Raw genomic sequence first — 21,572 nt, 5'->3', positions numbered from 1 at the left:
TGTGTTTTAAATAAGAAAAAATGTCAAAATTACCAGACGAAGCGTTTAGAGATACCATTGGAACTATTGATGAAGAGGGAAATAGAAAATTTATTTTTCCCAAAAAACCTTCAGGGAAGTTTTATGATTACAGGAAATGGGTGAGTTATTTTTTACTGATTGTACTTGTTGCGAATCCTTTTATAAAGATAAATGGGAATCAATTCATGATGTTCAATATACTGGAGCGCCGATTTAATATATTCGGATTTCCTTTTTGGCCGCAAGATTTTTATCTGTTTGTGCTTTTTATGATTATCGGGGTAGTTTTCGTCATCCTTTTTACGGTGATTTTTGGACGGATATTTTGCGGATGGATTTGTCCGCAGACCATCTTTTTAGAAATGGTTTTCCGCAGAATAGAATATTGGATTGAAGGCGATCGCGGTGCCCAGATTCGTTTGGAAAAACAAGAATGGAATGCAGAAAAAATCAGAAAGAAAAGCATAAAATGGACAGTGTTCCTTATCATTTCTTTTTTTATTGCCAATGTATTTCTTGCGTATCTTATCAGTAGCGACAAGCTGTTTTTAATGATTCAGGAAGGACCAAAAAACCATGTCAGTACGTTGGTTTCTTTATTCATTTTTACAGGAGTCTTCTATTTTATTTTTGCTTGGTTTAGAGAACAGGTTTGCATCATAGCTTGCCCTTACGGAAGATTACAAGGCGTTTTATTAGATGATAAATCTATAAATGTTGCGTACGATTTTGTTCGTGGCGAAAAAGAAGTAGGCCGTGCTAAATTCAACAAGCAAGAAGACAGAGCGACTACTGGAAAAGGCGATTGTATCGATTGTAAACAATGTGTAAATGTATGTCCAACCGGAATTGACATCCGTAACGGGACGCAGATGGAATGTATCAATTGTACCGCTTGTATTGATGAATGTGATACGATTATGGATAGCGTTGGTTTACCAAAGGGACTTATTAGATACGCTTCAGAAGATGAAATTGAGAAAAAAGTTAAGTTCAAATTTACGCCAAGAATGAAAGGATATTCGGCCGTATTATTCATCTTGACAGGAATTTTGATTGGATTATTGTTCTTACGTTCGGATGTTGAAGCCAGCATTTTAAGATTGCCAGGACAATTGTTTCAGCATAAAGGTGATAATATTAGCAACATTTACACTTTTAAAATCATCAATAAAACAAATAATGATTTTAATGATATTCGTTTCAAGTTGGTGGGTATAAAAGGAACTTTAAAAATGGTCGGAAAACAACAATTAAAAGTACCCAAACAAGGAATGAATGGTGGAACTTTATTTGTTGAAATCAACCAAAATTTATTGGATAGCGATAAAACAAAATTGAAAATTGAGGTGTATAATGGAGATGAAAAAATTGAAACGGCGACCACTAATTTTTTAAGTCCGCGTAGTTTTGATTAAATAGTATCCACTTCAAGGTTCAAAAAAAAAAATATAAATACAATATCATGAAAATTAGCTGGGGAACAGGAATAGTAATCGCTTTTGGTTTGTTTATGACCTTCATTTTGTATTTTGTTTTTACGGTTCAATCCGATTCAAAGTACGATAATGAGTTAGTTGTAGAAGAATATTATAAACACGATGCACATTTTGGTGATGAAATGGCTCGTGTGCAAAATGCAGCTGATTTGGCTCAAAAGCCAACAATTAAGAGTGTTTCAAATGGAATTGAAATAGTATTCCCAAAAGTTTTTGATCCAAAAATTGTCAAAGGAAAAGTGTCCCTTTACAGACCGTCTAACAAAAAATTAGATTTTGAAATTCCCATTTCACTATCTGATGCTACTACTTTGCTCATACCTAAAAAAAGTTTGGCAGGCGGTCGATGGGACATTAATATGGAATGGCAATATGATGGAAAATCGTACTTGTCTAAAGAAACAATTTATATCAATTAGTCTCAAAGTCAAAGTGATAAAGCCAGTTACTGGACTTTATGACCATTGGCACTATGACATTAGAGTAAAAAAATGCTTTACACTGCCTTCATTTTCGGTTTAATAAGTAGTTTCCACTGCATTGGTATGTGCGGTCCTATTGCTATGATGTTGCCCGTAGACAGAACGAATCAGGCCAAAAAAGCAACTCAAATTATCACTTATCATTTAGGAAGATTAACAGCTTATTCGACCATAGGTTTCGTTTTTGGACTGCTTGGAAAAGGTTTTTTTATGGCCGGTTTACAACAAAACTTATCCATATTTATCGGTGTAGCCATGATTTTAGTAGTTTTGACTCCAGAGAAAATTTTTGCCAAATATAATTTTTCAAAACCTGTTTTTAAAATAATTTCTAAAATTAAAACGGCTTTAGGAAGTCAGTTTAGAAACAAGAGTTATAAATCCCTATTTACTATTGGTTTACTGAACGGTTTTTTACCTTGCGGGATGGTTTATGTAGCGTTGTTTGGTGCGATTGCCATGCAAAGTGAGAGCTTAGGTGTTCTGTACATGATTCTATTCGGATTAGGAACCGTTCCTATGATGAGCAGCGTTGTGTATATCAATTCATATCTAACAGTTCCTTTTAGAAATAAAATCCAGAAAGCAATACCTTATGTAGCGGTATGCATTGGTTGCTTATTTATCTTGAGAGGATTAGGATTGGGAATCCCTTATATTTCCCCATCTAATATGAGTTTGTTTATTCAATCTGATCCAAACTGTCATTAACTTTCTAATAGTTTAGTATAGAAAAGCACGCCATTCAGCGTGCTTTTTTGTGCTATGTAAAATTTGTTAATTGTCAGGAATTTATTATTTAATATTCAAGATCGTCAATAGCTTCTAACTTTAAATTTGAATGTATTTGCTCGTTATCTCTTAATCTCATTGTTAAAATTTGAAGGGAATTACCATATAAGTTGTGACCGTCCAATTACTTTTTTATTTTAAAAAATTCATAAAATTAAATGGTCATCGAAAACAATGCTGTTTCCGGAGCTTTTCTTTTTAAGCGTAAATCGAATGCCATGCAAATATTTCTAACATAAGGTTTCCCTTTTTCAGTAACGGTAATTGAATTGTCTTTAATGATCAGTAATCCATCATTTTCCATTTCTTGCAACTGAAGTAGGACATCTGGGATTTCAATGAAATAACTTTCCTTATTTTCCCAGGAAGTTTCAAATTGGCACATTAAATTCAGAATGTGTTTTCGGATGATTAGGTCTTCATCGGTCAATAAATGTCCTCTGAAAACCGGTAATTTATTCCATTCTAATATTTGATAATAATCTTCCAGATTTTTTACATTCTGTGCAAAACTATACCAATTGTCACTGATGGACGAAACACCCAATCCAATCATCAATTGTGTTTTTGAGGAACTATAGCCCATAAAATTGCGATGCAATGCACCATTTTGAAAAGCCTCATGTAAACTGTCTGTTTTCAGCGCAAAATGATCCATACCTATTTCATGATATCCGTTTTCAAACAATAATTTTTTACCAGTCTCGTACAACATTCTCTTTTTATCATCTTTTGGAATATCCTCATCATTAAAACCACGTTGTCCGTTTCCCTTAATCCAAGGAACATGCGCGTAACTATAAAATGCTAATCGGTCTGGCTGTAATGATTTTGTTTTTTCAATCGTATCAATAATATCTTCAATTTCCTGAAATGGCAAACCAAAAATGATATCATGTCCAATGGAGGTATACCCAATTTCTCTGGCCCAAAATGTAACTTTTGCTACATTATGAAAAGGCTGCAACCTGTGAATCGCTTTTTGTACTTTCTCTGAGTAATCCTGAACGCCAAAACTCACTCTTCTAAAACCTAAATCGTATAGTTTTTGCAAATGCTCGTGGGAGGTGTTATTCGGGTGGCCTTCAAAACTAAACTCGTGATCTTTGGCTTTTTTGGCATGAACAAAAATACCATTTATTAAATCCTCTAAGTTTTTGGTGGAAAAAAACGTAGGAGTTCCACCGCCCAAATGAATTTCTTTTATAGTTGGCTTTTCTCCAAGAATCTTACAATATAATGCCCATTCTTTCAAGACTCCCTCTATATATGGATTCTCAACGCCATGATTTTTGGTAATCCGCTTGTTACAGCCACAAAAAGTACATAAGCTTTCGCAAAATGGCAAATGGATGTATAAACTAATGCCTTCTGAAGAATTACTTTCTACAAATGATTTCTTTAGTGTTTCAGCCCAAATTTCATCCGAAAAATCAGTTTCATCCCAATAGGGAACCGTTGGATAGCTCGTGTATCTTGGACCCGGAACATTGTATTTTTGTATCAAGGAATTTTTCATGGCAAAATCATTTATTGTTGATCAAAAGTAGAACGACTACTCAAATATTAAAATGATAATTATCATACCATTAGGATATTGCATAAAAAAACCTCGAATAATTCATATTCGAGGTTTTAAGTATCAATAAGTGCTGAAATCTATTCAGTTTTCAAATTCCGTAGTTGTTTTAATTTTTCTTTCCAAACATCAAGGCTTTCCTTGTGGATAGCAATGTTTTTGCGAACTTCTAATACTATAGAATTTTCTTTTTTAGCATTTCTTGTATTGGTGAAGAATTGAATATTATTCTCTAACTGGAAAATTTCATTTTGAACTTCTTCTATTTTCCGCATTAAGAAAATCTTTTCATTGTCAAGTTTGCGAGTATCATTATTTTCTGATAAATGATCCATTCTGTGGGAGAAACGTATCATTTCAGTGTCTTTTTTACTCAAACTCAGCTTTTCAAAAAGAGCGTCTAATATTTTATTGAATTTCCCTTCAATATGCCTTCTGGGAAACGGTACTTTTCCAAAATTTTTCCAATTCTCAATATGCAATTTTATTGCATCTAGATCAGTTTTATGATCTCCGGTCAATTGAAATTCTCTCAACGTTTCTAAATATGCTTTTTTATTATCAAAAGCTTCTACTTCTTCAGTGTTCTCCTCATTTTTTTGCTCTTTTAACTTGTCAAAATAATGGTTGCAGGCATCTTTGAACTCTTTCCAGATTTTTTCAGAATACTTTCTAGGTACATGTCCAATTTGTTTCCACTCATCCTGAATTTTTTTCATGATAGGAGTAGTGGACGCAAAGTCGGTACTCTCCTGTAATTCTCTCGCTTTGGCAACAAGAGCAGTTTTCTTGCTTAAATTGTCGTTTTGATCTTTTTTAATGTCTTTATAAAATGAATTTTTGAAGGAATTAAAATTTCTAACAGCGGTTTTAAAACTAGCCCAAGTTTCCTCGTTAACATCAGATGGAACTTTTCCTGCTGAGAAAAATGCAGTACGCAGCGCCTCCACTTTTTCAATTTGAGATAGCCATTGCACATGAGCATTGACTTTTTCTGTAGCCAGAACTTCAATTTTGCTAATAATTTCTTTTTTCTTCTCTAAATTCTCTAATTCTGTTCCTCGTTGATTTTCAAATAAAACTTCGCGCTTATCATGCATTTGTTTAGTCAAATCACTGAATTTATTCCAAATGTCATCACGATGTTCTCTTGAAACTGGTCCTATATCTTCTTTCCAGATTCGGTGTAAATCTTGTAATTCTCTGAAGGCTTTGTTGATGTCAGATTCCTTAACCAATTCTTCAACACGCGCTACAATTTTTTGTTTTTGCTCTAAATTATGTTTGAAATCTAGATCTCTCGCTTCTCTGTCTAAGTGCAAGTAGTCATAGAAGTTCTCCACATGAAAATGAAAGTTGTTCCAAACGTGGTTGTATTTATCTTTAGGAATTGGGCCCGCATTTTTCCAGCGATCTCTTAATTCATTAAAATGTTTTAATGTGTCTTTAATATTTTCCTGCGGATTAATCAATTCTTTCAATTCCTCCACGATTGCTAGGCGATTTTCTAAATTGGTTTTTAGATTGGTTTGCAAGCTTTTGAAATGAGTGTTTTTGGTGTCTCTGAAAAGAGAATAATAATTATCGAACTGCGTTTTCAATGGAGAATGATACTGAAATTCTTCATTTATATCTTGATTTTCGGCTAAAAATTCCTCTTTTTTCTCTTCAAGAAGATGATTGTATTTTGCCAAGAATGCTTTTTTTACTTCTTCAATATGGTCTTTTACAGACATTACTTTTTCGCTGGAAACTAAGTTTTTCATTTCCGCTATAAGCTCTTCAAGAGACAGCGCGTCGTAATCCTGCATCGGAATATCGTGACGGTCTTTTAAAGTTTCATCTTCGCTCTCTTCAGCATTTGTTTCTGCAATTGCATCGAGCGCAGTTTGATTTTCTGTTTCTGCAGCAGCAGCGTTTACAGGCGGTACTGTGTTAGAAGGGTATATCGTATTTTCTTCTGCAGGCACATCAGTAGGCTCACTTAATGTACCTTCTTCTAAAACTTCACTGTTGATCTCCGTTGTTTCAACTGACCTGTTTTCTAAATTTCCATCTGCCTCTGGCAGGTTGTCGTTCTTTTCTTCTAACATTTTTTCAATGTATAAGGTTTTTAAATAGATTCAAATCTAAAGATAGTAAAGCAGTATGGAAATACAAAATATTACTCCTTATTTATTGTGATTTTAGGTTAAGAAAATTGTTTTTTTGAAGGGACTTTTAGCTTTTTGAGGTTGGTCCATAGCAATAAAAAGCGCGATCGAAAGCATTCCGCAGTCGATAAAATTGTAATAATGTTTACAAAACTTGCATTTTTATAATATATTTGTTGGTTAATAATTTTAAAATTAATAGTGTTTTAAAACTTCTGTGGAATAATTGCTTGCAGTAAATAAATAGTAGAAAATGGATTTTTTACCTAACTAGATCTAGGCGATAAAAATGTTTTTCAATATCATTTATTCCAAATCTTCCAGGCTTTCTCTGCCTGAAAAATAAGCATATCCAGACCATTTTTGATTTGTGCACCTTGTTGTTTGGCTTTTTTAAGGAATTGTGTTTCAGCAGGATTGTAAATCAAATCATAGGCAATATGATTCTCCGTGAAAAATTCGTATGGAATTAACGGAAACGCATCCGTGTTAGGGCTTGTGCCTACTGGTGTTGCGTTGATTATGATTTGGTAATTGTCAAATGTTGTCGCGTTGATGCGGTCGTAATCAATCCCATTTTCATTGGCTTCTCTGGAAACAAAAGTGTAGGATATACCCAGTTCATCCAGAGCAAAAGCGACTCCTTTGGAAGCGCCGCCTGTGCCTAAAATCAATGCTTTTTTATGGTGTGGTTGCAATAGCAGTTCTAATGATTTTTTGAAACCATAAAAGTCCGTATTGTAGCCTTTCAACATTCCTTTTTTTGTGATTTTAATGGTATTTACTGCACCAATTACTGTTGCTTTTTTTGATAATTTATCCAAAAATGGAATAACCGCTTCCTTGTATGGAATAGTAACATTCAATCCTTTTAAATCCGAAGTGTTTTTAATTACCTCTGTAAATGCGCTTATTTCTGGAATATCAAAATTTTCATAGCTGCAACCTACAAAGTTTTCGTTGTCAAATTTGTCGGTAAAATATCCTTTAGAAAATGAATAACTAATATTACGTCCTACCAATCCAAAGCGTTTCTTAACAGTGTCAGTCATTATTGTTTTTTATGTTTTGCAATATAATTTTGCACCATTTTTTTTGTCCAAACCACAGGGAATAGATCTTCCAATATTATGTAATTATCAAAATTCAATCGTAAGGCATTGCTCAAGTGGAATTTTGCTTTAGTGGTATCCGTCATCATAAAATACAATCCTGCCAAGCGGTATTCGATTTCATTTTCTTCCGGGAAATAGTCTGAGGCTTGTAATAATGTTTGAATGGCACTTTCGAATTCGCCCAAAAATTGCAGAATATCAACCCAAAATAACCAAGTTTCTAATCCGGTTTCACCAAATTCGACTGCTTTTCGATAACCAAATTCAGCTTCCTCATAGAAGTTCATTTGCTTGTTGATACTGGCGTAACGTTTCCAATACAACCGGTTTTGGTTGTCTATCGCTAATGCTTTGTTGACAAAGAAAAGCGCTTTTTGGTAATTTTTTTGACGAACGTAAAAGTCAGTGATGGCAATCCAGCCTTTGTCTAAAAGCGGATCTTCATGCACGGTTTGATTGAAATACTTTAAAGCTAGAGCTTTATCGCCTAATTTTTCATGGCATTTACCCATTCGCAGTAGCGCATAAGAAGTAGCGTCATCTAATTCGATAGTTCTGTTGTAACTTTCTATAGCTTCAGAATATTTTTTTAAACGTTCGTAAGCTTTTGCTTTTTCCATAAAAGCGCCTAGGAATTCGTCATCAATTAAAGTGGCATAATCAAAGGCACGAATGGCATTTTCATATTCTTTCACGCTGTAATGCAGTCGACCCAGTTGATGCCAGGCAATTTCGCTGTAGGGATTTTTGTCGATGTATTTTTGTAAATAACTGATTGCATCTTGGTTTTGATCTAAAAATTCAAAACAATACACTACGTTATACAAAGCAGATTGATCTTCCAAATCCTCTTCTAAACATTTGATAAAGCTTTCTTTGGCCATTTCAAGATTGTCCATAAAAAGATATTCCATTCCTATTAAATTATAGACGTCAGCATTATCATCAGTGTATTTCAACGCTATTTTTAATAATTCAACTGCTTTTTCATGTTGATCTCTTTTAGAGAAGATATTAGCTTTTTGAATATAAATTTCTTCATTGGTTGGTTCGATAGCATATAACTCATTCAAAAGTTTTTCAGCAAATTCGAGTTTATCATCATACACTAACATTTCCACTTGGACTAGTTTTAGTCCGGTAGATTTTGGATGTTGTTCCAATGCCAGTTTTAGAGCTTTTTTTGCCAAAGCGGCCTTGCCCATATCGAGATAATGAAGAATAATTTCTTCAAATTCTTCGGAGTCAAAAAAGAGTACTTTGTTGGTTTTCAACATGGACTCAAATTTAGACAGGGATAAGTTATAGTCTTCTTCTTCGTTGCTTAATTGCATACTGTGTATTTTTAATTTGGCCTAAATAAATTTAGGGAATAGTGCGATTACTAAGAGGGAAAGTTAGAATTGTTGTGAACAATTTAATTAACAAAAAAGCTTTAGTTAAAACGGATGCCATAGCCCTGATTACTTCACTATACTTTTATTTTAATTGGAGTTCAGTGAACTTCGTTTGGAGTGGAAATCCTTTTACTTTTTGCTGCCAAAAAGTAAAAGATTACTTCACTATACTTTTATTTTAATTGGAGTTCAGTGAATTTCATTTATAACGGATAGCAGGAATAGCTTCTAATCGCTACATTTTTAACTACTTATTATTGTTCATCATTTCATCCATTACTTCCAAAATAATGCTGCAACCTTCTCGTATTTCTTCTTCAGAAATGGTTAGCGGAGGTGTAATTCTTATGGCGCATGCTTCAAAAAGCAGCCAGAATAAAATGAGCCCTCTGTCTTGACATTTGAGAATCACCTCATTAGTGATATCGGAACTTTTCGTCATTGCGGCAAGCATCAATCCTTTTCCTCTAATTTCCTCTATCAAAGGATGTACCAAAAGTGATCGGAATAGCTTTTCTTTTTCCATTGCTTCGGCCATCAGATTGGTCTCGGTAATTTCCTGCAAAGTCGCTAAACAGGCTGACGCAATGACAGGATGGCCTCCAAAAGTGGTGATATGTCCCAGTTTTGGATCATGACTCAACAGTTCCATCATAGCAGACGAAGCCGTAAAAGCGCCTACAGGCATACCGCCGCCCATCCCTTTTCCCATAACTACGATATCAGGAACAACATCGTAATTTTGGAATCCAAAAAGTTTTCCTGTTCTCCCGAAACCCGGTTGGATTTCGTCGAGAATCATTATTGCGCCCACTTCATTACAGCGCTCGCGCACTTTTTTGAGGAAATCATTGTGTGGCTGAATAAAACCGGCACCACCTTGAATGGTTTCCAGAATAATTCCAGCAGTTTTGGTGGTTATTTTTTGTAAATCTGTCTCGTTGTTAAACGTGATAAAATCAACATCAGGAATTAAGGGGCGAAAGATTTGTTTGCGTTCTTCAAATCCCATAACGCTCATAGAGCCCATAGTATTTCCGTGATAGGCGTTATGACAAGAAATTAATTGGCTTCTTCCGGTAGTTCTTCTGGCGAGTTTTAAGGCACCTTCTATCGCTTCTGTTCCTGAATTGACTAAATAAGTTTTGTCTAATGGAGCGGGCAGGAGCGAGGCAAGCAGTTTGCAATATTCTACAGCCGGGCTTTGCGAATATTCGCCATATACCATGACGTGAGAATATTTATCTAACTGATTCTTTATGGCTTGGTTTACTCTTGGATGTTGGTGTCCTAAGGCACAAGCCGAAACTCCGGCTACAAAATCCAAATATTTTTTAGAATTCGTATCGTAAATATAGGAACCTACAGCGTGTGAAACTTCCATTCCTAATGGATATGGTGAGGTTTGCGCTTGGTATTTTAGGAAATCGGTATTCAATTTATTAGAAATTTAACCGCAAAGTTTACGAAGTTTTTTCGCAAAGTTCACGAAGTTTTTTAAAGGTATTTTTTTATCAGATATATTGAAAGCTTAAGTCTGTTAATTAAGACTGAAAATTGAACACTGAATACTATTTTATTCCTTTCTTCTTATCGTAATTCAGGGTTTCTTTTCGGATTTTCATAGGAACGTCTTCTTTTGCTTTAGCTGATTTAGTTGCTTTAGCAATTTTATCATTGTCTTCATTTTCTTCAGGTGGAAAAATATCGTCCTTGGATTTAATTCGTTCATCACCACGCCAGACTAATCCACGTAGTTTTCGAGCATTTTCAGGTAAATCTTGTTCGGGATAAATATCGCCATCTACTTGCTGAAAAAAGGTGATGGTTTCAATTTCATTTTTTTCTAAAATAAGATTGATTTTACTGCTGACATTTTTGTTGATACCAATAAGTTCTTGGGCTTCGTTCCGCATGTAATAGATGACTTCGGCATTTTTTACAATATCAACATCGTGGAGTTTTCCTTCCTCAAATTTGCCGTACAAATTTTGTCCTTTGACCTGATTGTAACCAGTACCTATCGTGTCTTTGGAGACTATAAAAGTATTTTCGAGCACTTTGAGTGAATCTAGTTCCTGGGTTTTGTTATTGCCTATCAGATGCATAATATCACCTGTTATTTGGCTTTCAGCGTTCCAAAGTATCGGATTTCCGATCATTTTCGTCAAAGCAGTTTTGGAACTCGAATGAATCGAATCACATTTACCGCTCATATCAGTTTTGAAAAATCGGACATTATTGAACGCTCTGATAATTCGGTTTCCTTCTTTTCCGGTTACCATTAATTTTTTTCCGTGGATGTAAACGGAGTCATTTTCAACAAAATTTACGGCAACGGCTCTTTTGGTGACATAAACAGAATCCTTTTTTTTATATAATTCAGCATAGTTTCCTTTTATAATGCCGCGATTGACTGAATCGGTAATTTTTACATTTCGCGTTGCGGATGCAAATTCCCTGTTTCGGTCGTAATACAAGCTGTCACCTTTTATGACACGATCATCGTATCTGATATAGGATTTTTTTACAAAATGCGCCAGATTTTTTTTGGTATCATAAAATCCTTTCTCGGTATAAATATAATTGGCTTTACTGGTAATTGTTGAAGGTCCAAAAAGATAAGAATGACCGGAATTACTAAAATAATCCAAATGATTTGATTTGATTACATAGGTTGGATTTGTAATGGTAACCGCAGTCAGGAATTGAAATTTCTTTTGTTTCACAAAATATCTTCCTGAATTGCTTTTTAATGTATTGTCTTTATTGATAATTGTACCAGCTGTATCGTAAAATACTTCCTGGGTGTTTCGATCAAAGTTAATGATTTCGGTAGTCAAAGTTGCATCGGGAGAACTCATCATCGCATCTCCGGATGCATAGGCTTTTTTTACATTTCCATTGTATTCCGCGTATTTACTGTTCAAAAATAATGTATCGCCCTGCACCATTTGTACGTTTCCAAAAGCTTTCAAATAATTTTCTTTTTGAAAATAATAGGCCTTATTACATGTCATTACCACTCCGTCATGATTGATGCGTACATTGCCAGTTAGTAATATAGCACCAGGAATTTCAAACTGATTAATATCTTGAAAATCTGCATTTTCTATAAATATTTTTTTTGGGGCTTGCGCCAAAACCAAATTAGTAACAAGTAGCATCAAACAATAGCAAAGGAAAAACAGTGATTTCTTCAATGGATTTAATTTTTGTCAAATTTATGAAAAAGGAAACGATCCTAATCGATATTAAGATATATTTATAAAAAGGTCAATTGGCACAACAACTACTTATTTTGCCCTTTAAAGTTATCAACAATTACAAGTACTCTTTCGTTGTAGTTTAACTTTATAAGCAGAAATCATTTTAAATGCAGAAGATAATTAGTCCTTATTATTTAAAAAATATTAAATTTAAAAAATGATAGTCGAAAGGCATTATCAAATTATAAAAAGAATTGAAAATCAGTAGAAATACTTTTATATGGTAAAAAAAACAACTATTGTTGCTGGGATAAGCGTGATGCTTTTGGTAACGGCTTGTAAAACGAAAGATTTAAAAATGAACGCACAAAAGAACGAGTCAGTCTCCAATAAAAAAGAAGTGGTGTATCAGGTTTTTACCCGATTATTCGGAAATAAAAATACCACAAACAAACCTTGGGGAACCATTGAGGAAAATGGAGTTGGGAAGTTCAACGATTTTACGGAAACAGCTTTGCAGGAAATCAAGGATTTGGGAGTTACTTATGTTTGGTACACCGGAGTTCCGCATCATGCTGTGATTCGGGATTATTCCGCTATTGGGATTTCTAATGATGATCCGGAAGTGGTTAAAGGAAGAGCAGGTTCTCCTTATGCTGTAAAAGATTACTATAATGTAAACCCAGATTTGGCCGTAAATCCGGCAAATCGTTTACAAGAATTTGAAGCTTTGATTGATCGAACACACAAAGCGGGTTTAAAAGTGATAATTGACATTGTGCCCAATCACATTGCGCGTAAATATGAAGGAAAAAGCAATCCGGCAGGCGTTACCGATTTTGGTGTTGGCGATGATACAACGGTTGAATATAAAAGAGATAATAACTTCTTTTATATTCCAAATACCCGCTTTGAAATTCCCGATACAGACAAACCATTAAATGGAGAAAATAATCCATTAATTGATGGAAAATTTGAAGAAATTCCAGCTAAATGGACAGGAAATGGTTCCCGTTTAGCAAAGCCAGATAAGAATGATTGGTACGAAACCGTAAAAGTAAATTACGGAATCCGTCCGGATGGCTCCAAAGATTTTCCGGAACTTCCGGCTGGTTTTGATACCAAATCATATCAGGAACATTTCGATTTTTGGAAAGGAAAAGACGTTCCGGATTCTTGGGATAAATTCAAAGACATTGCTTTGTATTGGACCGCAAACGGAGTGGATGGTTTTCGATTTGATATGGCTGAAATGGTTCCCTATGAATTTTGGAGTTATATGAATTCAGCTATAAAAGTGAGTAATCCGGATGCATTTTTATTGGCTGAAGTCTACAATCCTAAAGAATATAGAAATTACATTCATTTGGGTAAAATGGATTATTTGTATGACAAAGTAGAAACGTATGATAAATTAAAAGATATTATTCAAGGAAGAGCATTGCCGGATGGTTTATCAGATATCCAAAACGGAATGGCAGATATTGAGCATCACATGTTGCATTTTTTGGATAATCATGACGAACAGCGTTTGGCTAGTCCTGAATTTGCCGGAACACCACAAAAAGGAAAGCCTTTGATGGTGGTTTCTACTACGATAAGTACTTCGCCTACGATGGTTTATTTTGGACAGGAAGTAGGAGAGGCCGGAAATGAAAATGCTGGATTTGGAACCCATTCCAGAACGTCAATCTTTGATTACATCGGAGTTCCGAATCACCAGCGTTGGATGAACGGCGGAAAATTTGATGGTGGTCAGTTATCGCAGGATGAAAAAGAGTTGCGTGATTTCTATAAAAAATTGCTGAATTTCTCTTTAAACAGTTCGGCCTTAATGGGAAAATTTCAAGAAATTCAAACGGTGAATCGTCAAACAACACAAGGATATGATTCGGGAATATATGCATTCACACGGTGGTCTGATACTCAAAAGTTAATTGTTGTTACAAATTTTTCATGGCTTACCACGAGTAATTTCGAATTGAAAATTCCTTCAGACATTATTCAAAAATGGAATTTGAAAGATGGGAATTATACAATAACGGATCAATTGTACCATAAAAGTGCTGTTAAGCTACAGGTTTTGAATGGTGAAGGAAAAGCACAAATTACAATCGCACCATCGGAATCGTTTATTTATCAATTGTAAAAAAATCGATAACTAAATTTTAAACTCTATTTAATGACAAAAAAAATCATAATTTGTTTACTCTTTTTATTATTTATGCCATCATTTGCACAAACTGATTTTACCCCAAATTGGAGTAAAGGAGTCGTGTGGTATCAAATATTTCCGGATAGGTTTCATAACGGGGACCCTTCAAACGACCCAAAAGTAGAAGATCAAGATGGAGCTTATCCCTTTGACAGTACTTCTGATTTTCAAATTCATCCGTGGACGAGTGATTGGTACGAATTGAAACCTTACGAAAAGAAAAACGGAAAAGATATTTATTACAATCTTCAACGCAGACGTTACGGTGGAGATTTGCAGGGAGTTATTGATAAATTAGACTATTTGCAGTCATTAGGCATTAATGCTATCTATATGAATCCGATTTTCTGGGCGCCATCTTCCCATAAATACGATGCATTGTGCTATCACCATGTTGATCCATCATTTGGACCTGATCCGGAAGGTGATAAAAAAATGATAATGAACGAAGATCCTTTAAATCCTGATAAATGGGTTTGGACTAAAGCAGATTTACTGGCTCTTAAGCTGATAGATGAAGTACACAAACGTAAGATGTTTATAATTTTTGATGGTGTTTTCAACCATTTAGGAGTGAACAGTTTTGCTTTTCGTGATGTGGAGGAAAAACAGGAAAAATCAGCTTACAAAGATTGGTTCATGGTTGATAGTTGGAGAGATGCTGCCAAAGGGACTAAGTTTGAATACCAAGGTTGGTTTGGTGTAAAAACCTTACCAGAGTTTAAAGAGGATGAGAATGGAATCGTATCAGGTCCTAAAAAATATATCTTTGATGCGACCAAACGTTGGATGAATCCAATGAACAAAGGCTCTCAATATGGAATTGACGGTTGGCGATTGGATGTGGCATATTGCATTGCACATCCTTTCTGGAAAGATTGGCGAAATGAAGTAAAATCTATTAATAGTGAAGCGTATTTGACTGCTGAATTAGTTGATCCGATTGAAAAAACAAAACCTTATTTAAGCGGAGACGAATTCGATGCGACGATGAATTATAATTTTTCTTTTCTAGTGCATGATTTTTTTGTGCAGGATGCAAAAGGGATTTCTGTTACCCAATTTGATACTCAATTGAAAGAATTGCGTGAAGGATTTGGAGAAGGTGTTGCGTTAAATATGCAGAATTTGGTGGGAAGCCATGATGCCACAAGAATCGGTAGTGCCGTAGCAAATCCTGACGGGAAGAAATTCAGTGATTGGGGAGATTACTTTAATTGGAGTCAGAAAAGTAATAATATCGATTATAATGCTCGAAAACCAACCGATAAACAATTGGAAAAGCACAAATTAATTGCTGCATTTCAGATGTTATATTTGGGATCACCTATGATTTATTATGGTGACGAATCCGGTATGTGGGGAAGTAATGATCCTGATTGCCGTAAACCAATGGTTTGGTCTGACAAAAAGTATGATTCAGAAACAATCAATCCTAACCAAAGTAAACATGAGGCAGATAAAGTAAACTTCGATGTTGACTTATTTAATTGGTACAAAAAATTCATTGGATTACGCAATCAATATATAGCGATTAAACTAGGTACTTACACGTCTATTGAAACAAATGATGCTAATAAGATGTATGCATTTAGTCGAAAACTTGGCAATGAAGAAGTGATTGTAATTATCAATCGAAGTGATAAAAATGTTAATTTCACGAATTCTATTCTGAGAAAAGGTAAATACAAAGATGTTTTTACTAAAAAAAGAATAAAAAAGGTGACGGTAAAACCTATGGATGTTATGGTATTGAGCAATACCATTTTAAAATAATCTGAAATGTTTAGATAATATTCAAGGTTATAAAGAGTATGGATTTAAGCAATAAAAAAGCTGAAGCAAAATTAATATTGCTTCAGCTTTTTTAATTAGTCATTAATTACTTTTTTTTAACAGCATCGTAATTCTCCTGAACTTTTTTCCAATTAATAACATTGAAAAATGCATCGATATAGTTTTTTCTTTTATATTGATAATCCAGATAATAAGCATGTTCCCAAACATCTATGGCTAATAATGGAGTTCCGGGAACAACTGCATTACGCATCAAAGGATTGTCCTGATTTGCAGTGCTTGTTACCTGAAGTTTTCCAGTTTTGTCTATGATAAGCCAGGTCCAACCGGAACCAAATAGTTTTATTGCCTCCCCTTTGAATAATGAAGTAAAGTTCTCAAAAGAGCCAAAATCTCTGGTTATTGCTTCGGCCAGTGCATTTGATGGTTTACCTCCGGCTTTTGGCGCCATACACTTCCAGTATAGAGAATGATTGTAAAAACCGCCCGCATTGTTACGAAGAGCTGCATCATTGGGATCTAATTGTGCCAAAACTTCTTCTATAGTCAGATTTTCTAATGGTGTTCCTAATACCGCTTTGTTCAAATTGTTTGTATAAGTCAGATAATGCTTAGAATAATGCATTTCTAAAGTGCTTGGTGATATATCAGGTGCCAAAGCATCGTAGGCATAAGGCAACTTATCCAGTTGAAAGGATCCTTCGTTAGCTTTTACATCATCAGGCAATCCCATAGCCACTTTTTCCTCTGCTGTGGGAAGCGGTACTTCAACCACTTCGGTTAATTTTTTATTATTGCAGGAAATTAAAGTTATAAGAAGAAATAATGCGGAAATTAAAAAATTAAACTTTTTCATAAATAGACTATTTTTTCAGTAAAGAATATATTATTTCTATGTATTGTTCTTTGGCCTCATCGGCGCTCAGATGACTGATTTGCATCCATGCATTGGTTTTGAATGCATCTCTTAAATGATAAATGGAGTTTTGTTTAAGATCTAAAGTTCCCAATGTGGCTTGCTTATAGAAAGCATAAAGTCGCAATTGGACATCTTGAGGTAAAGATGCTTGCGTCATTTCAGAGGCTTTATAAACCGCCTCTAAAAATCGGGTATCTAAATCTTTTTTAATCATTATGCTTTTGTTGCAATAATTGTTTTTCCTCCAATTGCTTTTTGATTCAATACAACATTTATTGGTGTTCCTAATGGTAGAAAAATATCAACTCTTGAACCAAATTTTATAAAACCGGCATCGGTTCCCTGAATTACCTGAGTTCCCTCTACGGCATAGTTAACTATTCGTCGGGCTAATGCGCCGGCAATTTGACGGTATAACACTTCACCAAAGGTTTTGTTCTCTATAACGATTGTCGTTCTTTCGTTTTCCTCACTTGCTTTTGGATGCCAGGCTACTAAGAATTTCCCAGGATGGTATTTACTGAATTTTACCAATCCACTAAGTCCATAACGTGTAACATGGACGTTAATTGGCGACATGAAAATTGATATTTGCAATCGCTTGTCTTTAAAATATTCAGCTTCATATACTTCTTCAATAACCACAACTTTTCCATCAACAGGAGCCAAAATGTGATTTTCGTTGATTACAACCGTTCTTTTTGGATTTCTGAAAAATTGCAAGATGATGATCAAAAGCAATAGCGCTGCTATTTGAATGGCCATTTTAAGCCAGTTGGTGTCTATGAAATAATCAGACAATAAAAGGACAACAGCAGTGAAAATAGTGCCTAGTAAAATAGATTGGCTTCCTTCTTTATGAAACATAGTTTAAAATTTGATAAAATAAAAATATAATTGGTGCTACAAATATAACACTATCTAAACGATCTAGTATGCCTCCATGACCAGGCATTATGCTTCCGCTGTCTTTTACACCCGCAATTCGCTTGAATTTTGATTCAATTAAGTCTCCAATAGTACCTGCTATTCCAACAATAACTGCAATTGAAGTCCAAATTATAATGGAACGTTCACTAAATTCAGGACTGGCTCTGATGTAATATTTAGATATTAAATAGCCCGCTAAAACTGCAAATAGTATTCCTCCTAAGAATCCTTCAACTGTTTTTTTAGGTGATATTTTTTCGAATAATTTGGTTCGACCTACAGATTTACCCACGATATAAGCAAAGGTATCATTCGTCCAGATTAAAATAAATAACCCAATAATGATTTTAGGATTATAGTCATTTATACCAAATGAAATTTTAGTGATAAATAAAAATGGTAAAATAATATATCCTATTAAATACAGGTATTTTGATGATGTACTGATCTTTTGAATATTGTCATAAAATAAAAAAACAATGCATTTTACTGAAACTACTAGCGCTATAACCAGTAGAACAACATCTAATTGTTTGATGTTTATAGGGATTTCTAAATCAGTTTTGAAAATTTGACTGAGTAGGTCAGTAGTCAACTTATTATAATGGCTTATTAAAGTTACTACCGTATAAAAAGTAATTGCAAAAAAAATTGGAAATATTTTATGTATTTGAATTAGATTGCAAAATTCATAAACGGCAATAGTAAGAAATATACCAAAAAGTATAAAAAAGCTTTCCGTAGAATATAAAATACAGGAAAGTAATAATATAATGTAAACTGCTCCTGATAGACCTCGTTTTAGAGTTTCATTCATCTTAAAGATCTTCTAAGAGCAATAAATAAAGGTTTTTTGCGGAACTTCCATATTGTGTGAAGTCTTCTTCTTTGGCTTTTTCGAAATATTTTATTGTAGTAATGTTGGTAGGATAATCTCTTTCGTATTTCTTTTTTATCGCACTTAAACCGTCGCTTTTCGCAGGAAGTATTTGGCTTGTTTTAGCTAAAACAACGATATTTGCTGGTAATTCGTAGGGCTTAAGTTGCTTGATTTGTTTGGATGAAAATAAAATAGAGCCTTCGTCAGCAATTAAATTTTCACAACTAGCAAGAATAAATTTGGGATTAGCAGGTCTGTCATAGATTAGCTTGTTATCATCCAACATTCCAAAAAGAGAAGGGTCAAAACATAAAACTTGGCTTTCGAACCAGTCATTTTCTTCTAATATATTTTCAAACTGCTCTTTCACTTCATCAGTGTTTTCACAATATAAAAATTTACCTCCATTTTTTTTAAAATTAAAGATAAATTGTTCATCTATAGACATTGCTTTTTCAGCACTGGATTTACTTAATTCACTTTCTTTACCTTCCTCAGAAGTCGGATTAATAGAACCAAAAATTTTTCTAAAAAGACTCATATATCTATAAACGAATAAAATTTATTATTTGAAAACGTCCAAAGATAAAAAAATCTTAATTCAAAAGCAGTTTTTGAATTAAGATTTTAAAAATAATTAAATAATTTTATAGTTTTCTATGACACTACTTCTTCAAGATTTTTATCAAAAGTTCTTTTTCCGAAAATAGCTTCTAAATCATCTTTAAAGATCACCTCTTTTTCGATTAGGATATTTGCTAACTGATCCAATTTATCTTTATTCTCCTCTAAGATTTGAATCGCTCTTTGGTACTGACTTTCAATTAGTAATGAAATTTCTTCATCAATAACTCTAGCCGTTTCCTCGGAATAAGGTTTAGAAAGGTTGTATTCACTTTGACCTGTTGAATCATAATAAGTAACATTACCTATTTTCTCATTCAGACCATATATCGTTACCATCGCGCGTGCTTGTTTGGTCACTTTTTCTAAATCACTCAATGCTCCAGTTGAAATTCTGTTGAAAGTCACTTTTTCTGCAGCTCTTCCGCCCATTGTGGCACACATTTCGTCCAGCATTTGATCAGGACGAACAATTAATCGTTCTTCCGGTAAATACCACGCCGCACCTAAACTTTGTCCTCTTGGAACAATGGTTACCTTGATTAAAGGAGCTGCATGTTCCAGCATCCAACTCACGGTTGCGTGACCTGCTTCATGAATTGCAATTGCTCTCTTTTCATCCGGAGTGACAATCTTATTTTTCTTTTCAAGGCCACCCACGATTCTATCAACTGCATCAAGAAAATCTTGTTTGTCTACAGCAGTTTTATTGTTTCTGGCTGCAATTAAAGCTGCTTCATTACAAACGTTTGCAATATCGGCACCTGAGAAACCTGGAGTTTGTTTGGCTAAAAAGTCAGTATCCAGTCCCTCTACTTTTTTCAAAGGAGCAAGATGCACTTTAAAAATTTCAGCACGCTCGCGAATATCCGGTAAGTCTACGAAAATCTGTCTGTCAAAACGACCTGCACGCATTAACGCTTTATCCAATACATCAGCTCTGTTTGTTGCAGCCAAAACGATTACGTTCGAGTTAGTTCCAAAACCATCCATTTCTGTCAGTAATTGGTTCAATGTATTTTCACGTTCGTCATTACCTCCTGACATATTGCTTTTTCCGCGGGCTCTACCTACAGCATCAATTTCATCGATAAAGATAATCGCAGGAGACTTTTCTTTGGCTTGTTTAAACAAATCACGCACTCGTGATGCTCCCACACCAACAAACATTTCCACAAAATCAGAACCTGACAAGGAGAAAAATGGTACTTGAGCTTCACCGGCTACGGCTTTTGCCAGTAAGGTTTTACCTGTTCCCGGAGGTCCAACCAGTAAAGCACCTTTTGGAATTTTTCCACCAAGATTAGTGTATTTTTCAGGGTTTTTAAGGAACTCTACAATTTCTTGTATTTCTTCTTTCGCTCCTTCTAAACCGGCTACATCTTTAAAAGTCGTTTTGATATCTGTTTTTTCATCAAATAGTTTTGCTTTCGATTTTCCAATATTAAAAATCTGACCGCCACCACCTGCACCGCCACCTGACATTTTTCTCATGATAAATATCCAAACAGCAATAATGATGATGATTGGCAATAAACTAATTAAAATATCCGACCAATTGTTCTTTGGTAAGAAATTAAAATCTTTCAATTTACCTTCGGCAACTGCTTTTTCTAATTTGTTTTGAAAGATTTGATCATTACCAATATCAAAGGTGTAATGTGGTCCTTTGTTAGGTCGGTCAAAAACATCTTTCGAAACTTTTTTATGCGCAGCATCTTTCATTGCTGCAGCATTTAGAAAAACCTCTGCTTCGGTTTTATTATAAACGATAACTTTTTCAATTTGTCCTTTCTCTAAATAGTCGTTAAACTTAGAGGAAGTCAATTGTCCGGGTTCGTTTAAGTTGGAACCACCAGTTATGAAACTTATAAATAAGAAAATTAATAATATTGCAGTGTAAATTAACCAAGGGCTTACTTTAAACTTATTCGGATTTGGATTATTTTCTTTAGCCATT

At 34.4% G+C, this 21,572-nt stretch carries 17 protein-coding genes; 5 read left to right on the top strand and 12 right to left on the bottom strand.

The features are described from left to right. Positions 1–20 precede the first annotated feature (20 nt). The 3 genes from ccoG to E0F89_RS07625 all read left to right on the top strand — a co-directional run bounded on the left by ccoG (position 21) and on the right by E0F89_RS07625 (position 2,713). Positions 21–1,439, top strand: coding sequence for a cytochrome c oxidase accessory protein CcoG (gene ccoG / locus E0F89_RS07635; RefSeq protein WP_131909210.1), 1,419 nt, complete (start codon positions 21–23; stop codon positions 1,437–1,439). Positions 1,440–1,486: 47 nt separating this feature from the next. Beyond that, positions 1,487–1,939 (top strand): FixH family protein, encoded by a 453-nt coding sequence (locus E0F89_RS07630; RefSeq protein WP_131909209.1) that lies wholly within the window; start codon positions 1,487–1,489, stop codon positions 1,937–1,939. A 72-nt stretch (positions 1,940–2,011) separates the two neighbouring features. Beyond that, positions 2,012–2,713: a sulfite exporter TauE/SafE family protein gene (locus tag E0F89_RS07625; RefSeq protein WP_131909208.1), complete on the top strand. Its 702-nt coding sequence runs from the start codon at positions 2,012–2,014 to the stop codon at positions 2,711–2,713. 235 nt (positions 2,714–2,948) lie between these two features. On the opposite strand, the gene hemN is transcribed toward E0F89_RS07625, so the two are convergent. The 6 genes from hemN to E0F89_RS07595 all read right to left on the bottom strand — a co-directional run bounded on the left by hemN (position 2,949) and on the right by E0F89_RS07595 (position 12,205). Then, positions 2,949–4,313 carry an oxygen-independent coproporphyrinogen III oxidase gene (hemN, locus tag E0F89_RS07620; protein WP_131909207.1) on the bottom strand — a complete coding sequence of 455 codons (1,365 nt, stop codon included), beginning with the start codon at positions 4,311–4,313 and terminating at the stop codon, positions 2,949–2,951. Between the two features lie 140 nt (positions 4,314–4,453). Beyond that, positions 4,454–6,466, bottom strand: coding sequence for a DUF349 domain-containing protein (locus E0F89_RS07615; protein ID WP_131909206.1), 2,013 nt, complete (start codon positions 6,464–6,466; stop codon positions 4,454–4,456). 362 nt (positions 6,467–6,828) lie between these two features. Next, entirely contained in the window at positions 6,829–7,578 is a 750-nt protein-coding gene (locus E0F89_RS07610; protein ID WP_131909205.1) for a shikimate dehydrogenase family protein, read from the bottom strand. Next, positions 7,578–8,975 carry a tetratricopeptide repeat protein gene (locus E0F89_RS07605; protein WP_131909204.1) on the bottom strand — a complete coding sequence of 466 codons (1,398 nt, stop codon included), beginning with the start codon at positions 8,973–8,975 and terminating at the stop codon, positions 7,578–7,580. The genes E0F89_RS07610 and E0F89_RS07605 overlap by 1 nt, the downstream gene beginning before the upstream one ends. A 310-nt stretch (positions 8,976–9,285) precedes the next feature. Continuing rightward, positions 9,286–10,476, bottom strand: a complete 1,191-nt coding sequence (locus E0F89_RS07600; protein ID WP_131909203.1) for an aspartate aminotransferase family protein — start codon at positions 10,474–10,476, stop codon at positions 9,286–9,288. Positions 10,477–10,609: 133 nt separating this feature from the next. Then, positions 10,610–12,205 carry an OstA-like protein gene (locus tag E0F89_RS07595; RefSeq protein WP_131909364.1) on the bottom strand — a complete coding sequence of 532 codons (1,596 nt, stop codon included), beginning with the start codon at positions 12,203–12,205 and terminating at the stop codon, positions 10,610–10,612. A 322-nt stretch (positions 12,206–12,527) separates the two neighbouring features. Here E0F89_RS07595 and E0F89_RS07590 point away from each other — a divergent pair, with 322 nt between their 5' ends. Both E0F89_RS07590 and E0F89_RS07585 read left to right on the top strand, forming a co-directional pair. Next, positions 12,528–14,396 carry an alpha-amylase family protein gene (locus E0F89_RS07590; RefSeq protein WP_131909202.1) on the top strand — a complete coding sequence of 623 codons (1,869 nt, stop codon included), beginning with the start codon at positions 12,528–12,530 and terminating at the stop codon, positions 14,394–14,396. Positions 14,397–14,429: 33 nt separating this feature from the next. Then, positions 14,430–16,238, top strand: coding sequence for a glycoside hydrolase family 13 protein (locus tag E0F89_RS07585; protein WP_207915799.1), 1,809 nt, complete (start codon positions 14,430–14,432; stop codon positions 16,236–16,238). 106 nt (positions 16,239–16,344) lie between these two features. Here the strand turns inward: E0F89_RS07585 and E0F89_RS07580 are convergent, their stop codons facing one another. The 6 genes from E0F89_RS07580 to ftsH all read right to left on the bottom strand — a co-directional run bounded on the left by E0F89_RS07580 (position 16,345) and on the right by ftsH (position 21,571). Then, positions 16,345–17,115, bottom strand: coding sequence for a superoxide dismutase (locus E0F89_RS07580; RefSeq protein ID WP_131909201.1), 771 nt, complete (start codon positions 17,113–17,115; stop codon positions 16,345–16,347). 7 nt (positions 17,116–17,122) lie between these two features. Next, positions 17,123–17,392 carry an acyl-CoA-binding protein gene (locus E0F89_RS07575; protein WP_131909200.1) on the bottom strand — a complete coding sequence of 90 codons (270 nt, stop codon included), beginning with the start codon at positions 17,390–17,392 and terminating at the stop codon, positions 17,123–17,125. Continuing rightward, on the bottom strand, positions 17,392–18,045 hold the full coding sequence (locus E0F89_RS07570) for a phosphatidylserine decarboxylase family protein (RefSeq protein ID WP_131909199.1): 654 nt from the start codon (positions 18,043–18,045) through the stop codon (positions 17,392–17,394). The genes E0F89_RS07575 and E0F89_RS07570 overlap by 1 nt, the downstream gene beginning before the upstream one ends. Further along, positions 18,035–18,925, bottom strand: a complete 891-nt coding sequence (locus E0F89_RS07565; RefSeq protein WP_131909198.1) for a phosphatidate cytidylyltransferase — start codon at positions 18,923–18,925, stop codon at positions 18,035–18,037. The genes E0F89_RS07570 and E0F89_RS07565 overlap by 11 nt, the downstream gene beginning before the upstream one ends. Before the next feature lies 1 nt (position 18,926). Then, positions 18,927–19,529, bottom strand: a complete 603-nt coding sequence (locus E0F89_RS07560; protein ID WP_131909197.1) for an LUD domain-containing protein — start codon at positions 19,527–19,529, stop codon at positions 18,927–18,929. Positions 19,530–19,645: 116 nt separating this feature from the next. After that, positions 19,646–21,571, bottom strand: coding sequence for an ATP-dependent zinc metalloprotease FtsH (gene ftsH, locus E0F89_RS07555; protein WP_131909196.1), 1,926 nt, complete (start codon positions 21,569–21,571; stop codon positions 19,646–19,648). Position 21,572: the final 1 nt, after the last annotated feature.

The organism is Flavobacterium caseinilyticum (assembly GCF_004349085.1).
Classification (GTDB): domain Bacteria; phylum Bacteroidota; class Bacteroidia; order Flavobacteriales; family Flavobacteriaceae; genus Flavobacterium; species Flavobacterium caseinilyticum.
Note: the sequence above shows the minus strand (reverse complement) of the source record. Positions and strands in the feature narration are given on the sequence as shown.

Bases quoted from the DNA above. Each gene is read 5' to 3' on its own strand.
- ftsH (WP_131909196.1), bottom strand. From the start codon at position 21,571: ATGGCTAAAGAAAATAATCCAAATCCGAATAAGTTTAAAGTAAGCCCT.
- E0F89_RS07615 (WP_131909206.1), bottom strand. From the start codon at position 6,466: ATGTTAGAAGAAAAGAACGACAACCTGCCAGAGGCAGATGGAAATTTA.
- E0F89_RS07610 (WP_131909205.1), bottom strand. From the start codon at position 7,578: ATGACTGACACTGTTAAGAAACGCTTTGGATTGGTAGGACGTAATATT.
- E0F89_RS07560 (WP_131909197.1), bottom strand. From the start codon at position 19,529: ATGAGTCTTTTTAGAAAAATTTTTGGTTCTATTAATCCGACTTCTGAG.
- E0F89_RS07630 (WP_131909209.1), top strand. From the start codon at position 1,487: ATGAAAATTAGCTGGGGAACAGGAATAGTAATCGCTTTTGGTTTGTTT.
- E0F89_RS07580 (WP_131909201.1), bottom strand. From the start codon at position 17,115: ATGAAAAAGTTTAATTTTTTAATTTCCGCATTATTTCTTCTTATAACT.
- E0F89_RS07595 (WP_131909364.1), bottom strand. From the start codon at position 12,205: ATGCTACTTGTTACTAATTTGGTTTTGGCGCAAGCCCCAAAAAAAATA.
- E0F89_RS07570 (WP_131909199.1), bottom strand. From the start codon at position 18,045: ATGTTTCATAAAGAAGGAAGCCAATCTATTTTACTAGGCACTATTTTC.
- E0F89_RS07625 (WP_131909208.1), top strand. From the start codon at position 2,012: ATGCTTTACACTGCCTTCATTTTCGGTTTAATAAGTAGTTTCCACTGC.
- E0F89_RS07575 (WP_131909200.1), bottom strand. From the start codon at position 17,392: ATGATTAAAAAAGATTTAGATACCCGATTTTTAGAGGCGGTTTATAAA.
- ccoG (WP_131909210.1), top strand. From the start codon at position 21: ATGTCAAAATTACCAGACGAAGCGTTTAGAGATACCATTGGAACTATT.
- E0F89_RS07585 (WP_207915799.1), top strand. From the start codon at position 14,430: ATGACAAAAAAAATCATAATTTGTTTACTCTTTTTATTATTTATGCCA.
- hemN (WP_131909207.1), bottom strand. From the start codon at position 4,313: ATGAAAAATTCCTTGATACAAAAATACAATGTTCCGGGTCCAAGATAC.
- E0F89_RS07565 (WP_131909198.1), bottom strand. From the start codon at position 18,925: ATGAATGAAACTCTAAAACGAGGTCTATCAGGAGCAGTTTACATTATA.
- E0F89_RS07605 (WP_131909204.1), bottom strand. From the start codon at position 8,975: ATGCAATTAAGCAACGAAGAAGAAGACTATAACTTATCCCTGTCTAAA.
- E0F89_RS07590 (WP_131909202.1), top strand. From the start codon at position 12,528: ATGGTAAAAAAAACAACTATTGTTGCTGGGATAAGCGTGATGCTTTTG.